The sequence below is a fragment of the Chryseobacterium indologenes genome, assembly GCF_001295265.1.
GTDB classification, from domain to species: domain Bacteria; phylum Bacteroidota; class Bacteroidia; order Flavobacteriales; family Weeksellaceae; genus Chryseobacterium; species Chryseobacterium indologenes_A.
The window spans coordinates 138,121-161,086 of the sequence record NZ_LJOD01000009.1 but is presented as its reverse complement, the minus strand read 5'-3'; the positions used below and the strand labels follow the sequence as shown (position 1 = coordinate 161,086).

At 37.4% G+C, this 22,966-nt stretch carries 19 protein-coding genes; 8 read left to right on the top strand and 11 right to left on the bottom strand.

Features of this window, described 5'->3' with window-relative positions; translation table 11 throughout:
• Positions 1-157: 157 nt before the first annotated feature.
• Together AOB46_RS14355 and AOB46_RS14350 are read right to left on the bottom strand one after the other, a co-directional pair.
• Positions 158-1,180, bottom strand: a complete 1,023-nt coding sequence (locus AOB46_RS14355; protein WP_062700553.1) for a GyrI-like domain-containing protein — start codon at positions 1,178-1,180, stop codon at positions 158-160.
• Entirely contained in the window at positions 1,137-1,316 is a 180-nt protein-coding gene (locus AOB46_RS14350; protein ID WP_062700551.1) for a hypothetical protein, read from the bottom strand. The genes AOB46_RS14355 and AOB46_RS14350 overlap by 44 nt, the downstream gene beginning before the upstream one ends.
• A gap of 109 nt (positions 1,317-1,425) precedes the next feature.
• On the opposite strand from AOB46_RS14350, the gene AOB46_RS14345 reads away from it, so the two are divergent.
• The gene (locus tag AOB46_RS14345) at positions 1,426-1,929 is read left to right on the top strand and encodes a superoxide dismutase family protein (protein ID WP_062700549.1); all 504 of its coding nucleotides are present in this window, start codon (positions 1,426-1,428) and stop codon (positions 1,927-1,929) included.
• A gap of 52 nt (positions 1,930-1,981) precedes the next feature.
• On the opposite strand, the gene AOB46_RS14340 is transcribed toward AOB46_RS14345, so the two are convergent.
• Entirely contained in the window at positions 1,982-4,114 is a 2,133-nt protein-coding gene (locus tag AOB46_RS14340; RefSeq protein WP_062700547.1) for a carboxy terminal-processing peptidase, read from the bottom strand.
• A gap of 324 nt (positions 4,115-4,438) precedes the next feature.
• Here AOB46_RS14340 and AOB46_RS22950 point away from each other — a divergent pair, with 324 nt between their 5' ends.
• Complete coding sequence (locus AOB46_RS22950; protein WP_117590580.1) at positions 4,439-4,609, top strand: lmo0937 family membrane protein; 171 nt, start codon at positions 4,439-4,441, stop codon at positions 4,607-4,609.
• 126 nt (positions 4,610-4,735) lie between these two features.
• Here AOB46_RS22950 and AOB46_RS14335 read toward each other — a convergent pair whose 3' ends face one another.
• Complete coding sequence (locus AOB46_RS14335; RefSeq protein WP_185113873.1) at positions 4,736-7,531, bottom strand: chondroitinase family polysaccharide lyase; 2,796 nt, start codon at positions 7,529-7,531, stop codon at positions 4,736-4,738.
• 456 nt (positions 7,532-7,987) lie between these two features.
• Between AOB46_RS14335 and surE the strand changes: the two genes are divergently transcribed.
• The gene (surE, locus tag AOB46_RS14330; protein ID WP_062700542.1) at positions 7,988-8,758 is read left to right on the top strand and encodes a 5'/3'-nucleotidase SurE; all 771 of its coding nucleotides are present in this window, start codon (positions 7,988-7,990) and stop codon (positions 8,756-8,758) included.
• A gap of 153 nt (positions 8,759-8,911) precedes the next feature.
• Here surE and AOB46_RS14325 read toward each other — a convergent pair whose 3' ends face one another.
• From AOB46_RS14325 to AOB46_RS14315, 3 genes are read right to left on the bottom strand one after another with little or no spacing between them, the layout of a single operon-like run.
• Positions 8,912-10,315, bottom strand: a complete 1,404-nt coding sequence (locus tag AOB46_RS14325) for a radical SAM protein (protein WP_062700541.1) — start codon at positions 10,313-10,315, stop codon at positions 8,912-8,914.
• 9 nt (positions 10,316-10,324) lie between these two features.
• A complete protein-coding gene (locus AOB46_RS14320; protein WP_062700539.1) occupies positions 10,325-10,561 on the bottom strand; it encodes a hypothetical protein in 237 nt (78 codons plus the stop codon).
• On the bottom strand, positions 10,558-11,337 hold the full coding sequence (locus AOB46_RS14315) for a prolipoprotein diacylglyceryl transferase (protein WP_241489216.1): 780 nt from the start codon (positions 11,335-11,337) through the stop codon (positions 10,558-10,560). Before AOB46_RS14315 ends, AOB46_RS14320 begins: the two co-directional genes overlap by 4 nt.
• A 37-nt stretch (positions 11,338-11,374) precedes the next feature.
• On the opposite strand from AOB46_RS14315, the gene AOB46_RS14310 reads away from it, so the two are divergent.
• Positions 11,375-12,415, top strand: a complete 1,041-nt coding sequence (locus AOB46_RS14310) for a GMP reductase (protein WP_062700687.1) — start codon at positions 11,375-11,377, stop codon at positions 12,413-12,415.
• Positions 12,416-12,519: 104 nt separating this feature from the next.
• Here AOB46_RS14310 and fabG read toward each other — a convergent pair whose 3' ends face one another.
• The 4 genes from fabG to AOB46_RS14290 form a co-directional block, all read right to left on the bottom strand.
• Positions 12,520-13,263, bottom strand: a complete 744-nt coding sequence (gene fabG / locus AOB46_RS14305) for a 3-oxoacyl-[acyl-carrier-protein] reductase (RefSeq protein WP_062700537.1) — start codon at positions 13,261-13,263, stop codon at positions 12,520-12,522.
• A 168-nt stretch (positions 13,264-13,431) separates the two neighbouring features.
• Positions 13,432-14,946 (bottom strand): WG repeat-containing protein, encoded by a 1,515-nt coding sequence (locus AOB46_RS14300; protein WP_131724386.1) that lies wholly within the window; start codon positions 14,944-14,946, stop codon positions 13,432-13,434.
• Positions 14,947-14,951: 5 nt separating this feature from the next.
• Positions 14,952-15,626, bottom strand: coding sequence for a 16S rRNA (cytidine(1402)-2'-O)-methyltransferase (gene rsmI / locus AOB46_RS14295; RefSeq protein WP_062700533.1), 675 nt, complete (start codon positions 15,624-15,626; stop codon positions 14,952-14,954).
• A gap of 9 nt (positions 15,627-15,635) precedes the next feature.
• Positions 15,636-17,090: a hypothetical protein gene (locus AOB46_RS14290; RefSeq protein ID WP_062700531.1), complete on the bottom strand. Its 1,455-nt coding sequence runs from the start codon at positions 17,088-17,090 to the stop codon at positions 15,636-15,638.
• Positions 17,091-17,151: 61 nt separating this feature from the next.
• Between AOB46_RS14290 and AOB46_RS14285 the strand changes: the two genes are divergently transcribed.
• The 4 genes from AOB46_RS14285 (at position 17,152) to ybeY (ending at position 22,926) form a co-directional block, all read left to right on the top strand.
• The gene (locus AOB46_RS14285) at positions 17,152-17,739 is read left to right on the top strand and encodes a thymidine kinase (protein WP_062700529.1); all 588 of its coding nucleotides are present in this window, start codon (positions 17,152-17,154) and stop codon (positions 17,737-17,739) included.
• Between the two features lie 156 nt (positions 17,740-17,895).
• Entirely contained in the window at positions 17,896-20,343 is a 2,448-nt protein-coding gene (locus AOB46_RS14280) for a bifunctional UDP-N-acetylmuramoyl-tripeptide:D-alanyl-D-alanine ligase/alanine racemase (RefSeq protein WP_062700528.1), read from the top strand.
• Between the two features lie 2 nt (positions 20,344-20,345).
• Positions 20,346-22,502: a patatin-like phospholipase family protein gene (locus AOB46_RS14275; RefSeq protein WP_062700527.1), complete on the top strand. Its 2,157-nt coding sequence runs from the start codon at positions 20,346-20,348 to the stop codon at positions 22,500-22,502.
• A 4-nt stretch (positions 22,503-22,506) separates the two neighbouring features.
• Positions 22,507-22,926, top strand: coding sequence for an rRNA maturation RNase YbeY (gene ybeY, locus AOB46_RS14270; protein ID WP_062700526.1), 420 nt, complete (start codon positions 22,507-22,509; stop codon positions 22,924-22,926).
• Positions 22,927-22,966 lie beyond the last annotated feature (40 nt).

Genomic DNA, 22,966 nt, shown 5'->3' with positions numbered 1-22,966 from the left:
TTGTTTTCTGGATCAAAAATAGGATGAAAAACACCTCCCTGTAAAAAAATTATTACCGAAAGGTATCCTTTTGCTGCTGAAAGGTAATTAATCTGGATTCAGTTTAAGGGACCTATATAGAACGTTACTATAAAATCCGAAATCTAATCTAAGGTGGTTAATGAACAGGAATGCAGAAGTCCACGATCATTTTTCCTTCCGGGTGTTCTTTAAAGTTAGAATGATAGATCTCAAACGGAAATGCTTTCCTGATTGAATAATGATGCTCATTCATCCACAAAAACAAGGAAACCCAGCACTTTTCAAAATCGTTGAGGGTAACTTCCCCGCTTCCGACAATAAACTTTCCGGCATCAATGGTTTCGGAAAAAACCTGCCCCTCCTGTTCTTTCAGTTTCTCTTCCAGAAGCATACATGCATGAATTCTTACTTTTTCCGGTGGTGTTACTTTAAAACTGTCGTGATAGACAGAGATCATTTTGATGTTTTCTCCGGGAAACAGCTGTTTTTTCACGGCCCAGTCAAGTAAAGCGGTATAAGAGGATTCCACATTGTACTGACCAAAGCTCATTACTGCGGCCAGATTCATTTCCGGCAGTTCTTTGATTTCAATTTTCAGATTCATTTTCGTCCATTTTAAAAGGTTTTCGACACCGCAAATGTATGGGGTGAAAAGCATATCAATTGGTCCGTTCTTGCTTGATGTGTGTAAAATTCTATGAAATGAATCAGGTGCAGATCTGCGGAATCCGGAAGGAGACATCCCGTAATATTTTTTAAAAGTCTTATTAAAAACTGAATGATTGGGAAAACCAAGCTCAAGATAAATTTCTTTAATATTCAGATGCTTGTGTACTGCCAGGTAAAAGGCGCTTTTTTCCGTTTTTTTCCTGAGGATATACTGCTGAAGTGTTTCCCCTGTAATAAGTTTAAATATCCTGTGGAAATGAAACGGTGAATAGGCAGCAATTTCCGCGGTCTTTTCCAGTGAAAGGTCCCCATCAAGATTGTTTTCTATGTACCGGATCGTTCTGATGATCCTCTTTTTATAATCTTCCAATTCAAAAAAATAGGTTGTAAAGGTATCTGAATAAAAAAAATCTGAGTTGTCTTTTATTGCGGTTTTGGCAAGGAATTCATTTATGATTGACTGAAGCAGAACAGCTATGATAATTTTCATCAATACGACATTCTTTCACAAAGAACTTCCCGTCTGCAGTCGTGCATTGTCCTTCATTTAAAACAGCTTCCCATTTCCGGTATTTCAGAATTCTGTCTTCAAAATCCGGAGAAAATCCCTTGATAAACCTGTGCATATAAAATCTTTTATTTGAAGCCAATAGCAAAAAACGACTGAAATCATAAAGTGCTTTGGAAAATCTTTTATAAATTTATCATTAAAATCACTATAAATCATTTAAAAAAATGAGAGGACAAACATTAGCATTATTAACGGGATGTGCATTTCTGGCGGCTTCTTGCTGTACAACGAAAACGTACTCTGTAAACGCAAAAAGCGGAACACAAACAGGTGGTACTGCCAAATTTACCCAAAAAGGAGATGAAGTTGTGATGAAACTTGAGGTAACTAATCTTACTCCGGGAATTCATGCAGTACATATCCACGAAAAAGGCGACTGTTCTGCCGCTGACGGAACTTCTACAGGAGGCCACTGGAATCCTGCTAAAGACGACCACGGAAAATGGGGAGCCGAGCATTTTCATATGGGAGATATAGGGAACCTGACTGCCGACCAGAGCGGAAAAGCAGTGTTAACCTTTAAAACCAATAAATGGTGCCTTGGCTGTACAGATGTGTCTAAAAATATCATTGGAAAAGGACTGATTGTACACGCAGCAGCTGATGACTTCCATACCCAGCCTACCGGAAATGCCGGCGGAAGAGTGGGATGTGTGGAAATTAAATAATCTGATATTTAATAAAAAAGGCCGCCGATCAATGATCGGCGGCCTTTTTATATTATGACTTAGTAGCCCCCATGTCGGAAACGATATTCATTGCTTCCTGCAGGTATGGATCTTTTTTCAGGTTTTTGATCCACATTTCAGATTTTTTCCTGAATGCTTCGTCTTTTTTCTCTCTTTCAATTTCATTTGGATACATCATGAATTTCAATCCGTTTTCAAACTTTGTCAATGCTTTGAATTTCTCAATCTGAGATTTTCTCTGCTTCATCAGTTCATTGAATTTATTGATATTCAGCGTAATGCTTTCTTCCTTATCTAATTTTTCTCTCCATTGGGCAGATTCAAGCAATAGCTGATAATTACTGTTTTTAGCCATTCTGTCTGCACTTGCTTTTTCAAGAGCCTGGATATTGAAGTAATTCAGTTTCTGATATTTGGTGGTAGGAATTTTATCCCAGGCCAGCGCAAAATCATCATAACGTTCTCCTACTTCCGCATAGGTAAAGAAGTCTTTCATCTGGATATCAGAAACAATACCTTTTCTCTGGGTAGATTCCCCGGATATTCTGTAGAACTTCTGAATAGTCAGTTTTAAAGATCCGAAATCATCTTCTGTATTTAAAAATCTGTTCAGGTCTACAAAGGTCTGTACGGTACCTTTTCCGAAAGACTGTGGAGAACCGATAATCATCGCCCTTCCGTAATCCTGCATTACTCCGGCAAGGATCTCAGATGCTGAAGCAGAAAGTTCATTCTGCATAATTACAAGAGGCCCTGTCCAGATTGGTGTTTCATTTTTATTTTTCAGGGTCTGGATTTTTCCGTTTCCGTCTTTTACCTGAACGTAAGGTCCGGCTTCCATAAATAGTCCCATAATATCTCCTACTTCAGTAAGAGAACCTCCCCCGTTGTTTCTAAGGTCCAGAACGATTCCCTCAATATTCTGCCCTTTCAGTTTGATGATCTCATTTTTAATATCATCAGAGGCGTTTCTTCCTTTAGAGTCTTCAAAATCAGCATTGAAGCTTGGAAGATTGATAAATCCGTATTTTTTTCCGTTTGGAGAGTTCACTACAATACTTCTTGCAAATGTATCTTCAATGGCTACTTCTTCACGGATCATTGTTACATCCTTGATGGTTCCGTCTTTCTTCTGTACCGTTAGCGTTACCGGAGTTCCTTTTTCTCCTCTGATCAGTCTTACCGCTTCATCGGAAAGCATTCCTACAACGTTTACGGCGTCATCTTTCGGTTTTGATTTTACTTTCAGGATCTTATCTCCTTCTGAAAGCTGCTTGGACTTCCATGCCGGAGCTCCGATTGTAAGGGCTCCAAGGTAAAGATTTCCTTTTTTCTCCTGAATAATGGCGCCAATACCAATTACTTTTCCTGTAAATTGGGTATCAAAATCTTCTTTATCTTTTGGAGAATAGTAATTGGTGTGAGGATCGAAAACTTCAGTATAAGCGTTCATATACACCGTAAACCAATCCATTTTTTTTCTTTTTTTGAATCGGGTAAAGGTATCTTTTACAAGATCTTTTACTTCATCCGTAGCTTTTTTTATTTTCTGATCCTGGGTAAGCACCTGAAGCTTAATAGTATCTTTCAGTTTGAATTTCTGAACGGAATCTTTCTTTTCTTTCTGGGCTTCTTCCTTGCTGTTCATTGATTCAACTTCCTGCAGGATGTTGTACTTGATATACTTTTTCCATTCATTATATTGTTCCTGCTTAGTTGCCGGCACTTTTTTAAGTTTAGGCTCCAGAGTAAGCGCTTCATCTTCCTGAAGATTGATTGGCTTGCTGAAGATATCCTGAGTAATTTTATCAATTTCGTCTACTCTTTGGTAAAGCCTGTCGATGGTAAGTTTATAGAAGGTAAGGTCCCCCTGGCTGATATAATCATCAAGCTTTGTTTCGTGCTTGCTGAATTCATCCATATCAGACTGCAGGAAATATCTTTTTGCAGGATCTACCAATTCAAAATAATGCTTATAAACGTCCTTGGAATAAGCATCATTAATAGGTTTCGGGCTGTAATGCAAATAAGAAAGTGTATTTTTTACGCTCACCATAATCGTCTGCATCTTTTCGTCATCATTCTTTGGCGAGTTGAAACAAAACATTAGACTTGTTAATGGAATCAGGAGTAAAAATTTATTCAGTTTGAAATTTTTCCACATAAACTGTCTTTATTTATTAATTTTTTTAAAGAAATTAGTAGCTATAATTTTAGCACTGTTACAAACGATCAAATTTAATACCTTATTTACAAATATCGAACAGTTTTCCCTATTTTTATTAAAAGAAGAATATAAATAGGGAAACACATTTTAATATTCTCCTGCTATCAGAAGGTTTGATTGGAAATGGGAAAAGCCCGCATACTTCTTTCATGATGTTTTTATGAATAAAAATCAACAAACAGGTACCACAAAAATGCCTTTAATGATATAAAGGCATAAAATATGATGGTAATTAATTACTTAACTTTAAAATGTAATATCATGAGAAGTTTATTATGGCTAATTGCCGTCATTTGTATCGTTGTTTGGCTTTTAGGAATGTTAGGAATAGTACCGGGCATCAGCACAGGCTATTTAATACACATTTTATTGGTTATTGCGATTGTTGTTATCCTTTACAATATCATTACCGGTAGAAAGCCTCTTGAGTAATTTAAATTTTGTAAAACCACTTAATTAAATCAATTACAGGCTTTAACAAAATCTAAAATAGTATTTGTTAAAGCCTGTTTTAAATCTCCGGATTATAGTTGCTGTGAGTCGGAAATTAATCGCTCCTTAATTCTTAATGATCTTCCTGCAATCATTATCAAGACATACCATATACGTTCCTGAAGCTATTGAACTGAGATCAAGATTAATACTGTCTTCCTGCTTTTCAATTGCAATTATTGAGGAAATATCTCTTCCTGACCTATCATAAACTTTCAGGCTTTTATAAGATTTTTTTATAGGGATAATGGTGACTTTCTCCTTTGCCGGATTTGGATAAATGGAAAAAGCAACATCCTTACTCCCGGATTCTTGTGTTCCCAGAACAGATACAGGAACAAGAGTGGTCTGAATAGTAGTTCCGTTAATGGTATTAAAGGTAACTTCTGTATTGTTTCCTGCTATAGAAACGCTCACATTATTATTGGGGGATTCAAGCTGCCATCTGCCAACCAGAATAAGTTTTACAGGATCTATCTGCGGCATTCGATAAAACCGGGAAGCTGCTCCTAAAATCTGGTTATAAATATAGGTCTCATTATCATTCAAAAGCCCTAGTGGATTCGTAAGGCTTACCTTTAGTTTATTTCCGCTATTTAGCGTTTGAGTCATAATTACAGACGGCTTATCTACAGAAATCACTTTATCATATTGGAACAGGGCTGATGCATCAAAAACCGAATAGCCATAAATATTGTCTTCTACAGATTTCATGACATGAGCTTTATTATCCTGCTGGAAAACCGTAAAGTAGTTGGAAAAATTATTTGCCATATCCTGAGCCCCTGCAGCTCCGCCCTGCATCGTGATTCCGTAATAATATTTATCTGAAGAAGGTGCTGTACCATGATTTATATAAGCAGTAGTGTAATCTCCTTGAGTATCAGCTGTATTAGCATGATTACGGGACTGCTGAGTACTTCTTTTAATCACTACTGAACCTGTATAACCGCCTGAAGGAATAGCAAAGCCGTTACCTACAGCATCTGTGGCCCATACATTCCCTGTGCTTTGTGAAAAATTTACATTAAGCCCGGTCTGAACAGTTCCGTTGATGTTGGTTGGGGTAGCAGAGGTAGGCAGACCCGTCTGAAATAAGGTAGTATGAATAGGGTATGTTCCTCCGATATCTTTAATCTCTGACCCCATGCACAACATTTTGTCTTTAAAGAAGAAAACCGTTTTAAGAGCGGAAGCACCTGTAGCAGAATTGACATCTTTATAATCTATGGCAAATATTCCGTTATTATCCAGGGAAGCATGGACAAGGAATTTTTTACCATTAAATAAGCGATGGGTTCCCGTAGGAAAAACACTTAGCGGTATATTGGCAACTGTTGTACCGGGAAGGTGGCTCCAATCCCAGCCGTTATCTGTAACAGCACCATTTGTTCCTGCTACTCCCAATCCGTTGGATAAACGCGTTTTAATGCTTCCGGCTGAAAGTATTTCCATAGCGCCAGCCGAAATATATCTTCCGAAAATATTTTCTGTTGCGCTGTTCTCATAATGCCAGATATGCTTACTTGTTCCCTTTACGGCTACCTGGTAACCATTGTATTTGTGAACACTAAGCCCTCCATAAGGAAAACTGAATTGTCCTTCCGTAATAGGGTCACCGGGTAATAAAGAAGGATTATTATTGGTATTGGTAACAATCTGTCCGGTCATCATTGTATTAACAATTCCAAGCGACAGGTAAATACTGGTTGTAAATCCTGCTCCGGGCATATTATAAATTCTTTTAAAAAGCTGTCCTGCATCTAGGTTTTCAACAGGGTCTGACGCGTATAATAAAGCAAAAACATATCTGTAATCCCGGAGAGGTGTCGTGGTATTGGGAAACCGGCCTGCCCAGCCCCTGTGAATCTCATAATCACCACTGTATTTCTGATAAGCCATCAATGCATTTTTGAGATTACTTCTTGAGGTGGCATTTAACTCGTATGGAGTATTTTTAAGAATGTAATTCAATATAGCAGAAACATAAAGACCATTGATTCCATATGAATTAGGGTAAGCTGCAATATGATGAAAAGTAGTAAAATCCGGTTTAATCATGTCTGACCACCCGTTAGCAATAGACAATGCATTATTTACAAACTGAACAAGAAAGTTCATTTTTTCAAGTTTCTGAGGAGCGCTGTCGTCCAGAGCCAATACATAGCATAATCGAAGATGGGTTAATGAACGCAGTATATCTGTATTGAATCCGGTATATGTAAAATGATAATTGGGATTGGAAGGATCTAAAAAAGAAGTCAGCCCCTCTAAAATTCCCATATGATGGGAGAATTCTCCGGCCTGTACCAACTCATCCTTCATAAGAAGTACGCAGTTACCTAAGGGAACACTTCGTAATCCAAATTCAGAATTACTAATGCTTATTGTTTCCAGAGAAATATTCTCTGAGAATTCAAAATTGGTAGAGCTATTTACCCCTTTATCTTTAATATATTTAAATACTTTAAGAATCAAGTCTTTAAGTTGAGGGTTATGATATTTAGGATTGGATGGCTGACCGTTGACAATAGGTCCTTTCAGGTTGTAGGCCATGACCAGATAAAACAGATTGTTATTCACCAGGCTTATAAAAGCACTTTCATCTGAAGTATTTGTCATATTCCATGCTGCTCCGGGTGCATCAAAATTATAATTGTTATTGATGGTAGATTCTACATTGCCCGCCAGCTGAATATATCTATTATACAGCGATTTTACATTGTTATCTGAATATGTTGTTACCGCAGCATCAGTAAGCCAGTTGATATACTTTGCCTTGATGTTGTTTATTTCATTGAGCTGGGCTTTCAGGAAACCGGAACTTAAAACAATTAAAAATAATAGAATTCTGGGAAACATAATATATATTTTTCTGTTAGCAACTTGTGTTAAGCCTTTTCTCCCTATCATTCCATCAATGCTCGATCATGAGAAATGGTTATGTAAAAATACATATTTCCTATCCATACTGGTAAATTATTCATTATTTACAACTTGTTTTAATAAAAAAACCATTAAAACAAATATTTATTAATAACAAATAATCAAAATAGTTAACATTTTATTGTATTTTCTATAAAATAGTGTAAAATTTTATTTATAAAAATCTTTCATTTGAAAAGATTATTGCCCAAACCGTCTGTTTTATATAAAATTCTAAACTACCTATCCTATATTCAACACACCAATGCTATTTGATTTTGCTAACAATACTGTTTATTTTTGAAAACTTTTATCTACTTTTGAGGTAAATTAATTTTCTTATTCTCAGATTAAAAGAAATTTAATTTGTACTATTTAAAATCATTTTTTTTTATGGAAAGACCACTTATTCTGGTTACTAATGATGATGGAATTACCGCACCAGGGATCAGAAATCTTATAAATTTTATGAATGAAATAGGAGAAGTTGTAGTTGTAGCCCCCAACTCTCCCCAGAGTGGAAAAGGCCACGCTATCACCATCAACTCCACTTTAAGCTATGAAGAAGTAACCCTTGACGGACCGCAAACTGACTATTCGTGCAGCGGAACTCCTGTAGACTGCGTAAAAATGGCTCTTGACAAGATTCTGAAAAGAAGACCGGATATTGTTGTTTCAGGAATCAATCACGGGGCCAATTCTTCCATTAATGTGATTTATTCCGGGACCATGTCTGCTGCAGTAGAAGCCGGAGTGGAAGGTATTCCCGCCATCGGGTTTTCTCTGCTGGACTTCAGCTGGGAAGCCGATTTTACCCAGGCTAAAGAGTTTATTCAGAATATTGTAAAAAGAACGCTGCAAAACCCAATGCCAAAAGGTATTGTATTGAATGTCAACATCCCGAAACTTCCGGCAGAGGAAATTAAAGGAATTAAAGTCTGTAAACAGGCACACGCCAAATGGGAAGAAAGTTTTGACGAAAGGGTAAATCCTCATGGAAAAAAATACTACTGGCTGACAGGCTATTTCAACAACATGGACGAGTCTGAGGATGCTGATGAAACGGCTCTGGCTAACGGATATATCTCCATTGTTCCGGTGAAGTTTGACCTTACTGCTTATGAGTATATGAAAACATTGGAAGAGGTAATGAATTTCGACTGATATACAAAAACCAAAGAATTCTCAAAAGATATCTGAAGCACGGAACACTTTTCCTGTATGCTGCAGATAGCAATGATAGCGCAAAAAAGCTTCCAGACTTATGCGCAGATATAAATTTAAGGGGCGTGAAAAAAAAATTTCCGCCCCTTTTTATCAGAATAAAACTTTATCTTCTCTTCTGAGTTCTTCAAGATATTTTTTCTTTTCATCCCTGTAAAAAAGATTCATTGTCTCAAAAGGGATCAGTTTTAAATCTTTGTCCACAATATGAACGCATGATTTTTTCACCGCTCTCACATCAAAATCGTGAGCATCCATAAAATTCATGATGATGATTCTGAACAGATTATCATAATCCAGGTCGGGAGCACATACTTCAGGAAGACAGCACAGTAGCTGATTCACCTTAGGTTTTACTTTATCTACGGAAATTCCTGTACTGAAAATATCCAGCAGCTGCATATGAAGTCCCTGATCCTGCTCATAAACTATGGTATTTCTCGATTCGTTGTTCAGAAGATCTGCAGGATTGATGTATCTGGTTAACGGAATGGTTTCTCCCTGCAATTTAAGAATATACCCCATAGCCAGGGCATCCGGATTACATGGTACCGGAATAATATCATCCCCGTTCAGAAGAGGAAACTGGTTAAGGATTTCCTGTCTTACTTCTGTCAGGGTAATTTTCTCATAAGCAGAATCTTCCCTGTTTCTTCCTGCAATTTCTACAGGCTGGAAGGTAATTCCCCTTACACATTTCTGTTTCAGGGCAAATTCTATTATCTTTCCTATTTCATCTATATTTTTACCTTTCTGAAGCACAATTACCAATGTGGTGGAAAGGTTAAGCGCATTCAGTTTTTCCAATGCCTTCATTCTGACTGACGTGAGATCTTTACCCCTGAAATCTTCAAGCACTTCCGGCTTAAAGGAATCAAACTGGAGATAAACCTCAAATTCAGGAGCGTATGTCGCCAGTTTTTCGGCAAATCCAGGGTCATTGGCGATTCTTATCCCGTTGGTATTCAGCATCAGGTGTTTGATGGGTTTCGACTTGGCAATGTCCATGATCTTAAAAAACTCGGGATGAATGGTAGGTTCTCCCCCACTGATCTGGACTACATCCGGTTCACCTTCATTTCGGACAATCGTATCAAACATAGCCTCAATTTCTTCCAGGGTTCTGTGGCTTCCGTAATGAGGAGATGACATGGCATAGCAGGTAGGACAGGTCAGATTACACCGGTCCGTCACTTCCACAATAGAAAGACAGCTGTGCTGTTCGTGATCTACACACAACCCGCAGTCATAAGGACATCCGTATTCCACATCTGTCCCGAAATGTACAGGCATTTCCGATGCTTTGTTGTAGTTTCTTATGTTTTTATAATACTGGACATCTGAAGCTATTTTTGTTTTGAAAAACCCATGTTCCGGACATCTTTTCGTCATGAAAACAGCTTCATCCTCTATAATGATCTTGGCTCCAACCCTTTTAAGGCATTCCGGGCAAAGGCTGATGGTATAATCGTAATAGGTATAATTTCTTACTGGCATAATTTAATTTTAAAATCCTCCCCCACAAATATATCCGCTGATCAGGCCACAGATCAGAAGACAGATCAGCATGGTCTGTATAAACTGTTTTTTACTGAATTTTCTTTGGTCTTTCGACTCGTAAATCAGCTTAACTATAACCGTCACAATCAACGAAAAAAAGAGTGCTCCCAGAATGATCATACCGATGATCATAATTACCACACCAACAAGGCCTCCGGCTTCTAAAATGGTTAAATTTTTCATTTTGAATATTTTAAATAGAGAGATCGAGTATTTTTAATGGTATAAATGTAGTAAATAATTACACAAATACACACTAACTGTATCGTTCCAAGATTTCCGATGATCTCCGCCCTTGGTTTAATAAAATCCAGGAAAAACCTGAATGCAAAATAACTGAACATAAACAACTGAAAAATAAAGCCTGAAGTAAATGTATTCCGGTTTTTGATATATTTTAAAACGATCCAAAGCATCAACAGAAAAGCTATTTCATAAAGGGCAACAGGGTGCCTGAGGTACTGGTCTCCCAGATGCATGCCGAAAACAGAATTCGTAGGAATCCCATAGGTTTCTTCATAAATTCCCGTCAGGAAACAGCCTATTCTTCCGATAATCATAGCCAGCATCAGCGGGAAAACAATCAGATCTCCCGTGCTTTCTTTATGGTGTACGATTTTCTTGGCCAGTTCCACCCCTATCAATCCGAATGCAAGACCTCCCACAATAGTGTTACTGGACCAGAATTTTATTATGCTGAAATTTTCAAAAAGGGTATACGGATTTTCCAGGTTTCCTATCAGTTTGGAACCTATTAATGCTCCTGCGGTGGCTCCTATCAGTACGGCAGCAGAAGTATTAAAAGAAAGCTTATCACCGGATTTTCTTTTAAGATAAAAATAATACCGCATCCCGAGAAACATTCCTATCGCTTCAAAAAGGGGATGTGCAAGGACCGTACGGCCAAAGATTTCAAAAGTTACAGGAAAATCCATGGGTTCAAAAATAAACCATTTCATATTATTCACTACCTTTATTCTGATAAATAATTACAAGATGCGTATAGAATATGAAATAAAACTGGGGTTCAAGGATGTCATGTTCCGCCCCAAACGTTCTACTTTAAAATCCCGTTCGGAAGTTGATCTGGAAAGGGAATTCACGTTCAGACACACTCAGAAGAAATGGAGAGGAGTTCCGCTCATTGCAGCTAATATGGATACGGTAGGCACTTTTGAAATGGCTGTTGAACTGGCTAAAGATAAAATTATTACCGCAGTACACAAACATTATACTCCTGAAGAATGGAGTACATTTCTTAACAGCCATCCTGAAAGCATCCATCAATATATTGCTTTAAGTACAGGAACCGGAAAGGCTGATGAGGAGAAAATCAGAACGATCCTCGGAAAGCATCCAAAAATTGAATTTCTCTGTATTGATGTTGCCAATGGTTATTCTGAGCATTTTGTGGAGTTTGTGAAGCGCGCAAGGGCTAATTTTCCGGACAAGATCATTATGGCAGGCAATGTAGTGACCGGAGAAATGGTGGAAGAACTTCTTCTGGCCGGAGCAGACATCATTAAAGTAGGAATTGGTCCCGGTTCTGTTTGCACAACCCGTGTAAAAACAGGAGTTGGTTACCCGCAGCTTTCTGCAATTATTGAATGTTCCGATGCAGCTCACGGACTGGGAGGCCATATTATCGCTGACGGAGGATGCAAGGTTCCGGGAGATGTAGCCAAAGCTTTCGGAGGCGGAGCTGATTTTGTTATGCTGGGAGGTATGTTTGCCGGCCATGATGAAAGCGGTGGAGAAATAATTGAAGAAAACGGAAAAAAATACCGCCTGTTTTATGGGATGAGCTCCAAAACTGCGATGGATAAGCATTCAGGAGGTGTTGCTGAGTACCGTGCCTCGGAAGGGAAAACTGTAAAAGCGGCTTATAAAGGTCCGGTTTCCGAAACGGTAAAGGATATTCTGGGAGGGGTACGATCTACGTGTACCTATGTAGGAGCATCCAAACTTAAGGAGCTTTCCAAAAGAACCACTTTTATCAGGGTTCAGGAACAGGAAAATCAGGTCTTTAAAGATTAATCATGGATTAAACGGAAGCCACTCTTTTCTCACTTACAGTATTAAAGATTAAAGTAAAAAGCCAGACCTTTACGATCTGGCTTTCTTATGCTGTTTGTTATCTATTAAGTTAACATCCCTCCGTCTACCTGTAATGTCTGCCCTGTAATGTAAGAAGCCATATCACTTCCTAAGAACACACATGCATTGGCAACATCTTCAGTCTGCCCCAGTCTTTTTACAGGAATCTGGTCTTTCCATCCCTGAATTACTTTTTCATCGAGAACGGCTGTCATTTCAGTTTCAATGAACCCTGGTGCTACAGCATTGCATCTGATGTTTCTTGATCCTAATTCTACTGCAATAGACTTAGTGAATCCAATAACACCTGCTTTGGAGGCTGCATAGTTGGACTGTCCTGCATTCCCGCTTATTCCGACTACAGAAGTCATATTGATGATAGATCCTGATTTAGCCTTCATCATTGGTTTAATAACCGCTTTAGTAAGGTTGAACACAGAATCAAGATTTACTCTCATAATTACATCCCAGTCTTCTTTAGACATTCTTAACAGAAGATTATCTTTTGTAATTCCTGCATTGTTTATTAAAATATCAATCTTCCCGAACTCCTCCATTACATCATCAATTAATTTTTGGGCAGCATCATAATCTGATGCATCAGACTGGTATCCTTTGATCTGGGTTACAGAACTTAAAGCTGCTTCTAATTCTTTAGCTTTGTCTACAGAGCCGGCATAAGTAAAAGCTACTTTTGCACCCTGGTGGGCGTACATTTCAGCAATTGCTTTTCCGATTCCTCTTGTAGCTCCTGTAATTAGCGCTACTTTTCCTTCTAATAGTTTCATATCTCTTGACAATTATATTCTTACAATTATTCCGTTTCTGAAAAACGGCAATATAGTATATTTAATTTTATATGGATTAAACAGTGCGCAAAGATATTACAAATTGTTATTCAATGCATTCCAAATCATCAAATTACTTATTTTTTTTCACTGTTTTTTGTCATCTTCCTAAAGACGGCTGCCGATGTTCTTAAATCTGGTGAAATAAATTACGTCTGTTTTCCTGTCCTTATCAAGCTTCAGAACTTCTTTCTGCCAAACGTATTTATCGTACATAATTTCTTTCAGAGGTTCATTCTGAAAATTGATTACTCCATATTTACCGTCTTTTTTAACGATGATTTCATTTTCTGAATTCTCAAATACGATAATATCATCGTAAGCAAAAGGAACAATTTCTTTGCCGTTTTCGTTGAGGATACCATATAAATTACTACTGTTTTTACAAACCACAGGTTTTGAATACAGATTCAGGATATTATAAAAATCAGGTTCCTGCTCTTTAATGAAGACAATATCTTTCAGTACAGCCAATGACCGGTCTGAAACTGAAAATGAGTAATAGGCATCTTCTTTTTTAACGATCAGAAAACCGGGATAAAAAGCAATAACACGGAGATCTGCACCCAGAATATTCTGCAGGTTTTTATCCAGAAATTGTTCTTCTTTTCCTTTTTTAAGATAAATAAAATCCTGTCCTGAAATATTGAAATTCTGTATAAAATCATATTCCGGAAACATCACTGTTTCACCCAGCAGACTTACCATTCCTCTTTTCTTTGAAGTATTGCTGTAAAAGCTGAAAAGGTCTTTGGTTAAAGGCACCAGGTCTTTAAAATTGTTGGGATATAATTTCTTTTCCTTCTTGTTAAAAACGGTTGTTTTTCCTTTTTTCTTCAGGTAAATATAGTTTTGGCCGCTGAAATATTCCGGTACCGCACCATCAAAAATTTCTTCGGCCAGAACATTTTCGTCGGTATCTATAATACCATATTTTCCGGTTGACTGGTTTTTTGTGATAAGATAAGGATAAGAATGAATATTTGTTACCTGTTTAGAAAACAGATGTAGGGTCTGCCCTTCTGTTCCAATGATTTCACTCTTTCCGTCTTCATTAATAATCAGTGCTCTTTCACCTTCAAAATCATAATCTTTTTTAAAGCCTCTGCTGCTTAATTGCTTTCCCTGAAAATCATATAAAAACCATTGCCCCTCCTTCAAAACAAAAAAACGTTTCTTTCCTGCCAGCCTTATCCTGTCTGAATAAGCAATAATCTGCTTCCCATTATAATCATAAACCGCATCTTTCCCTTGTTTTGATGATATAATCCATTCATTACTAAGCCATGGCATATTAAAACTCTGGTCATCAGCTGGGATCATCTGGTTTCCTTTTTCATCAATAACCGCTGTCTCAATTAAACGGCCGGATTCTTCAGAAGAGAGGATAAACCTGTTTTTTACAATATGTGAAACTCTTTCTCTTGGCGAGGCTTCATATGTTGTATTTCCTAATGAATCGACAATGCTATAGGTTTTGGACTTAGCATCATAAGCTGTTCCATATCCTTTTGAGTAGGAGTTTACTTCTTTTCCTGTCTTTTTTGATAAAAGGATTTTAGTGTACTGAGTGGTCTGTGCCATACATACCGATGTACAGCATACAAAAACTAATTTTTTCAATGAAATTAAATGGAATTATTGACAATAAGAACGATCTCCCCTTTTAAAGTTTTACTTTTGGAAAATTCAATTAATTCATTGATTGTTCCACGTTTAGTCTCTTCAAATTTTTTAGAAATTTCCCGGCTCAGACTTGCCCTGGTTGCTTCACCAAAGAATTCTTTGATCTGCTCCAGTGTAGTATTGATCTTATGCGGACTTTCGTACAGGACAATGGTTTTTTTCTCTTCAGCCAGCTGTTTCAGCTTAGTTTGTCTTCCTTTTTTCTGTGGAAGGAAGCCTGCAAACAAAAACTCGTTATTCGGAAGTCCTGAAACAACCAATGCAGGAATAAGTGCTGTTGCACCGGGAAGGCAGATCATTTCAATAGCATTATCTGCACCTGCCTTGGCCAGCAGATAACCCGGATCAGAAATTCCGGGAGTTCCGGCATCGGTAATGATGGCAATATTCTGTCCGTTTTTAAGATCGGCAATTACTTTTTCAGTGGCCTGATGTTCATTGTGCAAATGATAGGATTTCAGGGGTTTAGAGATCTCGAAATGCTTTAAAAGTATTCCGGATGTTCTGGTGTCTTCGCACAAAATATAATCAACATCCTTAAGGACATTTACAGCCCTGAAGGTCATATCTTCAAGATTTCCTACTGGGGTAGGAACAAAATATAGGATTCCGCTCAAAATTTAAAATTATAAGAATTTATTTTCCACCAATATCCAGAGTCTTTGGGCATATTCATCCACTTTGCTCCATTTTTTTTCATAATACAGGTCGCTCAGATATTCTTTGGCCTCTTCCAGGTTTTTAAACTGATTCAGCTGAGCTACAGTATCATTCAGTTCAGTCTGGCTTCCTCCGAAGAGCATTTTAGAAAAGGCAATCCGGTCATTTAAATCAAGTTTAAATTCAGGTTTTGCTTTTTCAGCTTCCATGAGATGGGTTGGAATATTGGTTTTAAGAATACTTCCCAGATCTTCTCTTTCTGAAAGAACCGGTGTTTTTTCCTTAGGTATATCTCTTTCTAAAGGATCATCATCAAAAAGGGATTGTACAGCCTTCAGGCCTTTTATATTGGCCAGACGGATCTTTTTTTCTTCATGATAAGCATTCAGGTCTTCAAAACTTTCGTCGGAAGCATGTTTTTCGGTTTCGTGTTCCGGAGTACGCTTGTCTATTTCAACAATTTTCCTTCTGTCATGAACCTCGGCTGCTTCAGTTCCTGCATTTTTTTCTTCTGCGTGAGTATCATTTTTTATTTCGGAAAGAATATTCTCTACATTGGAAATCTCGCTTCCCATTTCTCCCTGCTCCATGATCATACCGGAATTCATGAACTGTTCTTCAGTTTCTTCTATCAGTATTTCATCTTCCAGCGTTTCTGTATCAAAAATACTTGGAATGATCTCTATCCGTTCCGAAGCTTCCCTGACTACCGTTTTATTAATTGCCTCCTGCTCTTCATTTTCAGTTTCATCAATATCATTAAGCTGATTATTAAAAACTGCTTCCTCTTCTGTTGTTCTGTCTGCAAAAATATCTTCATTGATATCTTCTCCGTTATCAGGTTCTGCATCTGCAAGAATTCTTTCTTCATCCACAAAACTGAAAATAATTTCTTTTTTTCCGGAGAATTCATTGTCTTCAATCTCATTCAGCTGTCTGTTGAAAACGGTATCATCATCCGGATTTTCATCAGCAGAGTCTTCATGGGCAGTCTCTTCATTTTCTACAGCAAAGCTGACGATATTTTCATGGAATTCATTTTCAACAATTTCCTTAATCTGGTTATCAAAAATAGCTTCTTCTTCTATTTCTTCAACAAAATTTTCATTTTCGAACTCATCTATTTCATTCAGTTCATTATTGAAGATAGCCTCTTCTTCCGTAACTTCATTGCCGGAATCCTCCTGTTCACCGGAAACAAAAGAATGGTATTGGTTTTCTGTGATTTGTCCAGAAGAATCCGGGATAAAATAATCAATATTTTTCTCCAGAAGCCGTAGAAAAGAAATCCTGTTGGCAAGCTCATCTACAAGATCCTGCTTGGAAAGTAATTCGTCTACGTTATTTATTTTGTCCAAAATATCAATGATATTCTTGGATTCAAAAAAAATTTTTTCCTTTAAATCTTGGATGTTCTGCATATTAAGAATCTTGTTAAAATTGCTTACTTTTGATCTTAAAAATATACGGCTAATTTAACAAATGTTTTTAGAAAATACAATTAATCATTCCAAACAAAGTGGTTGGATGGAAGTTATCTGCGGCTCTATGTTTTCCGGAAAAACTGAAGAGTTGATCCGAAGACTGAGGAGAGCAGAGATGGCAGGACAGAATGTAGAGATTTTTAAACCCAGGCTGGATACACGGTATTCTGATGAGGATGTTGTTTCCCATAATCACAATAAAATCCGTAGTACAGCAGTAGAAAATCCCAATGAAATTCTTCTCCTGGCTTCCAATTGTGATGTAGTTGGCATTGATGAAGCCCAGTTTTTTGATGAAAGCATTGTAGATATTGCCAATGAACTTGCCAACAGCGGCATAAGAGTGGTGATTGCAGGACTTGATATGGATTTTCTGGGACGCCCGTTCGGACCAATGCCTAATTTAATGGCTACCGCAGAATATGTTACAAAAGTGCATGCTATTTGCAAGAGAACAGGCAACCTGGCAAATTATTCCATGAGAACTTCACAGGGAAATGATCTTGTGGAACTTGGGGAAACAGAGAGCTATGAAGCCGTAAGCCGCAGGGTTTTTATTGATGAAGTGCTTTTGAAGAGAAAGTAACTTTTAAACGGATTTACAGATTCATTAAACAGAATAATAAATGGAAAACGGAAAAGCAAAACTGTGATATTGCAAAGTAAAAAAGATTGATTTTAAACCTTTGCAATTTTGCCTTTTTGCAGTTCCACTTAAAAATATAAAGCAGAAGGGGTATCAATGAACTATACAGTACAACAAATTGCAGCAATTACCAATTCACATACAATTGGTGATAAAGATCTGGTGATAAAAAATATAGCTTTTGACAGCAGAATCATTTATTCAACAAAGAACACCGCATTTATTGCAGTAAATACCCATAAAAACTCGGGAGAAAAGTTTATTGAAGCTGCTATTGACAGGGGAATTGATATTATTATCTCGGAACATCATTATCCGCAGTTTGAAAATATAACATGGATCATTGTTGAAAATTCCGTGAATTTTCTTCAGAAATTAGCAAGATACCACTTTGAAAATGCAGCACTGAAATCTATAGGAATAACCGGAAGCAACGGAAAAACCATTTTAAAAGAATGGCTTTATCAATGCTTGTGGAATGAATTCCCAACCGTTAAAAGCCCGAAGAGTTTTAACTCTCAGATCGGACTTCCCCTATCGCTACTGCAAATCAACAGCACTCATCAACTGGGAATTTTTGAAGCAGGAATTTCTCACCCTCATGAAATGGAAAAACTGGAGAATATATTCCATCCTCAAATCGGGCTGCTTACCCATATCGGAACAGCCCACGCTGCCAATTTCCAGTCTGAAGAAGAGCTGATTGATGAAAAGATCATCCTTTTCAGACATTCTGAAGTTATTATTTATAATGGTGACAATTCATTGGTTGACAAAAAGATAAAAGAATTATATTCAAGTAGAAAATTAATTTCTTACGGCCTTAAAGAAAGCAATCAGATTTCCATTAAAAACCATCCTTCAAAAGATGAGAAGATCATTGTAAAATATTTTGATGAAGAGATTTCCTTCCCTGTTCACCAAAGAGATGAAGCCACTTTAACGAATGCTCTGGCCCTTATTTCTGTCCTGAAAGAACTTCAGATTGACAATCAGAAGATCATAGAAAAGATCAATACTTTAAAAGCCGTTGAAATGCGTCTTGAAGCCATTGAAGGCATTAAAAATAATATTGTCATCAATGACTCCTTTAACCTTGATCTGGATTCTCTGAAAACGGCTCTTCAGTTTCTGAAGGAATATAATAAATCTAAAAAATCATTGGTTCTGACAGATATTGTCGGGGTTAATTCAAATTCTAAAGAACTCTACGAAGAAGTTTCTGAACTTGTGAATGAACAGCAGTTTGATTCTGTATTCCTGATCGGTGACGAAATATCGAAATTCAAAGAATTATTTAAATCTAAAATATATACTTTCATCAGCACCCAGGAACTCATTGACAGTAAACACCTTACTGATATAGAAAACCAGATCATTCTGCTGAAGGGAGCCAGAAAATTTGAAATCGAAAAGCTTAAAGATATTCTTGAACTCAGAAAACATGATACGGTCCTGGAGATCAATCTGAATGCTCTTCTTCATAACATCAACTATCATAAATCCCTGCTGAAACCGGGAACCAAAATGATGGCTATGGTAAAAGCCAACGCTTACGGATTAGGAAGCTATGAAATTTCAGAATTTTTACAACATCATCATATTGATTACTTAGGGGTAGCCTTTGCTGATGAAGGCGTTGAACTCCGTAAAAAAGGGATCACCACTCCTATTATCGTGATGAATCCTGAGCAGCACAGCTATGGTGCCATCATTGAGTACAATCTGGAGCCTGAAATTTACAGTTTCAGGGTATTGGAATTGTTTTATGAAGCGGTACAAAAATCAGGATCAGACAAAAAATACCCAATCCACATTAAACTTGAAACCGGAATGCACAGGCTTGGTTTCAAGGATTTTGAGCTGGATCAGCTGGGTGAAGCTTTAAGTAATAAAAACCTGAAAGTTCAGAGTATCTTCAGCCATCTTTCTTCTTCAGACATGCCCGAAGAAAAAGAATTTACTTTAAAGCAACTGGAGGTTTTCGAAAAAAACTCGGCTTATTTAATTGAAAAATTAGGATATGCTCCTCTTCGCCACATCCTGAATTCCTCGGGAATAACAAGTTATACGAACCACCAGTATGATATGGTGAGGATAGGTATAGGAATGCTTGGTGAATCACCAAACAGTGAAATACAAAAACAACTACAGTCTGTTGTTAGTTTTAAAACGGTTATTTCTCAAATTTCAATTGTAGAAAACGGAGAATCAGTTGGTTACAGCCGAAAATACAAACCGGACCATGCCGCTAAGATTGCAACAATTCCTGTAGGATATGCAGATGGGATTCCCAGGCTGATCGGAAATCAGGCCGGAAACCTGGGGGTAAACAAAGTACTGGCTCCTATTGTAGGAAATATCTGCATGGATATGATGATGATTAACGTAGACCATATTCCTAATGTAAAAGAAGGCGATAAAGTTACTATCTTTAATGCGCAGCCCAGCTTAAAAGAATTTGCGGGCTACTGCAAAACAATAACCTACGAAGTATTAACATCCATTTCGCCCCGGGTGAAACGGATTTATATAAAAGATTAGCTATGAGAAAACTCCTGTTTCTATTTTTCATATTCCCTTTACTGATGATCCAGTCCCAGGTAAAAAAGGATCTGGTTATTCCGAAAAATCCCAGGATAGGACTTTCGCTTGCCGGTGGAGGAGCCAAAGGTTTTTCACATGTCGGAGTATTGAAAGTATTAGATTCCCTGGGAGTAAAAGTGGATTATATTGCAGGAACCAGCATGGGAGCAATTGTTGGAGGATTGTATGCTTCAGGCTATTCGGGAAAAGAAATAGAAAAAATTGTCATGGACACAGACTTCTATTCTTTAATTATGGACCCTAAATCCAGGCAGGAATCTTCCTTTTTCAATAAATCCGTAGACAAATATCTTTTATCCATTCCGCTAAAGAACGGAAAAATATCACTGCCCTCTTCCATCAGTACAGGACAAAGAAATGTTTATCTTCTTAAAGAATTATTCAAGAACGTTTCCAATATTGATGATTTTTCAAAACTGCCGATTCCTTTTATGTGTGTAGCCACCAATCTTGAAAGCGGCAATATGCAGATTTTTGAAAAAGGAGATCTCGTACAGTCCATTATGGCAAGTTCTGCATTTCCTTCCCTGATGGACCCTGTAAAAATAGGTGACAGTATTTATATTGACGGTGCAATGACGGTAAATTACCCCTCAAAGCCGTTAAAGGACAAAGGAATCGATATCGTTATTGGTGTGGATCTTAACCAGGATCTTTCCAAAAGAGAGGATTTAAACAACATTATTTCAATTCTTAACCAGGTTATTGATTTCGGAATTAAAAGAGACACAAGAAGACAGTATAAATATACAGACATCAATATCAAGCCTGACCTGAAAGGAATGTCCGCCACCAGCTATGATGATAAGAAAAAAATTCTTGACAGCGGATATGCGGAAGGGATGAAATACACCTCTATACTGGACCAGCTTCCGAAACGGCAGTTCGACCGGCTCAGGCAGCGCATCAATCCAATTTATTCCAATGTATATAAGATTGACAGCATCGCCTTGGAAGGAGGACGCATTTACGGCAAAAACTATGTATTGGGAAAAATGGGACTTCGCCTCCCCTCTCTGCAGACCTATGGAAGTATCAATAAAAAAATAGACAGGCTTGTTGCCACCAATAATTACAAGTTTATCAACTACGATATCATTTCTGAAAATGATGCCAGCTATCTTAAGCTCTACGTAACAGAAGATGAAGCCCGTCATTTCTTAAAAGTAGGACTGCATTATGATGAAATATTCAAGACCGGGCTTCTTCTGAACTATTCCGCAAAGAGGCTTTTAACCAAAAACTCAAATCTCTCACTGGATGTAGTTGTAGGAGATAAACCAAGATATTACCTGAACTATTTTATTGACAATGGATATATTCCAGGTTTCGGAATTTATTCTTCCGGAATGACCATTGATCTGAAGAACGTAGATAATAATGTGGTGGATAAATGGGAATGGTTCCGAAACGAAGCCTTTATACAATCCGTATGGAAGGATAAATTCGCAATTGGAGGAGGAATAAGCCATGATTACTTCGGAGCGGAAATAAACGGCTTAAATAAGCGCTATATGCGTTTTCTGAATCCGTATGTATTTTTAAAGAGCGATACCCAAAATGACAAAGACTTTCCTTCCAGAGGAATTTATATTAATACGGAAGGTAAAGTAGTGGATCTGCTCAAATCTGAAGTTGAAAAAAGAATCATTCAGATCAAAGCGGATATAAGACTTAATATTCCGCTTTCAAAGCAGTTTTCCTACCGTCTGAATCTGTATGGAGGAATAACCATTGGAGAAAGTTTACCTGAGTTTTACCAGTACAGACTGGGTGGAATTTTTGAACAGAATCTTGTTAATTTTAAAAGCTTCGGAGGTTTCTACTTTGGCCAGCTGAATGCCAATAACGTAATATTGGTTTCAAACGATCTTCAGTTTAAGTTTAATAAAAACTATTTTCTAAGCGGAAATTTCAGTTTTGCGAATCTTTCGGACGATATCAGTTTTGAAGAAGCAGCCAAAGTAAATTTCAGTTCAGTAGGTTTAACTGCCGGATACAAATCTCCTTTCGGGCAGATTAAAATAAACTTTAGCCATTCATTAAAAAATAATCAAAAAGGCATATTCAGTGTTATATTAGGACACTGGTTTTAATACAATGATACAATTCTTTTACGAAAACTTACCCGAATCTGTAACTACAGATTATCAACAATGGCTGGAAGATATTATTCTTTCAGAAGAAAAAAAAACAGGTGAAATAAACTACATTTTCTGTGATGATGAATACCTGCTTAAAATCAATCAGGATTATCTGCAGCATGATTATTATACCGATATCATCACTTTCGATTATGTAAAAGGCAAAACAATAAGCGGAGAGATTTTTGTATCTTTGCAGCGCGTTTCGGATAATGCTTCTACTCTTTCCAGAGATTATGAAGAAGAAGTAAGAAGGGTCTTAGCTCATGGAATTCTGCACCTCGCGGGATACAAAGATAAGACTGAAGAAGAGGAAAAAGAGATGCGTAGAAAAGAAGATTTCTATTTGAACAAATACCATAATTTAAAGGGTTAGAAATTGAAGAATCACTTAAAGCCCGATTCCTAACTCATTC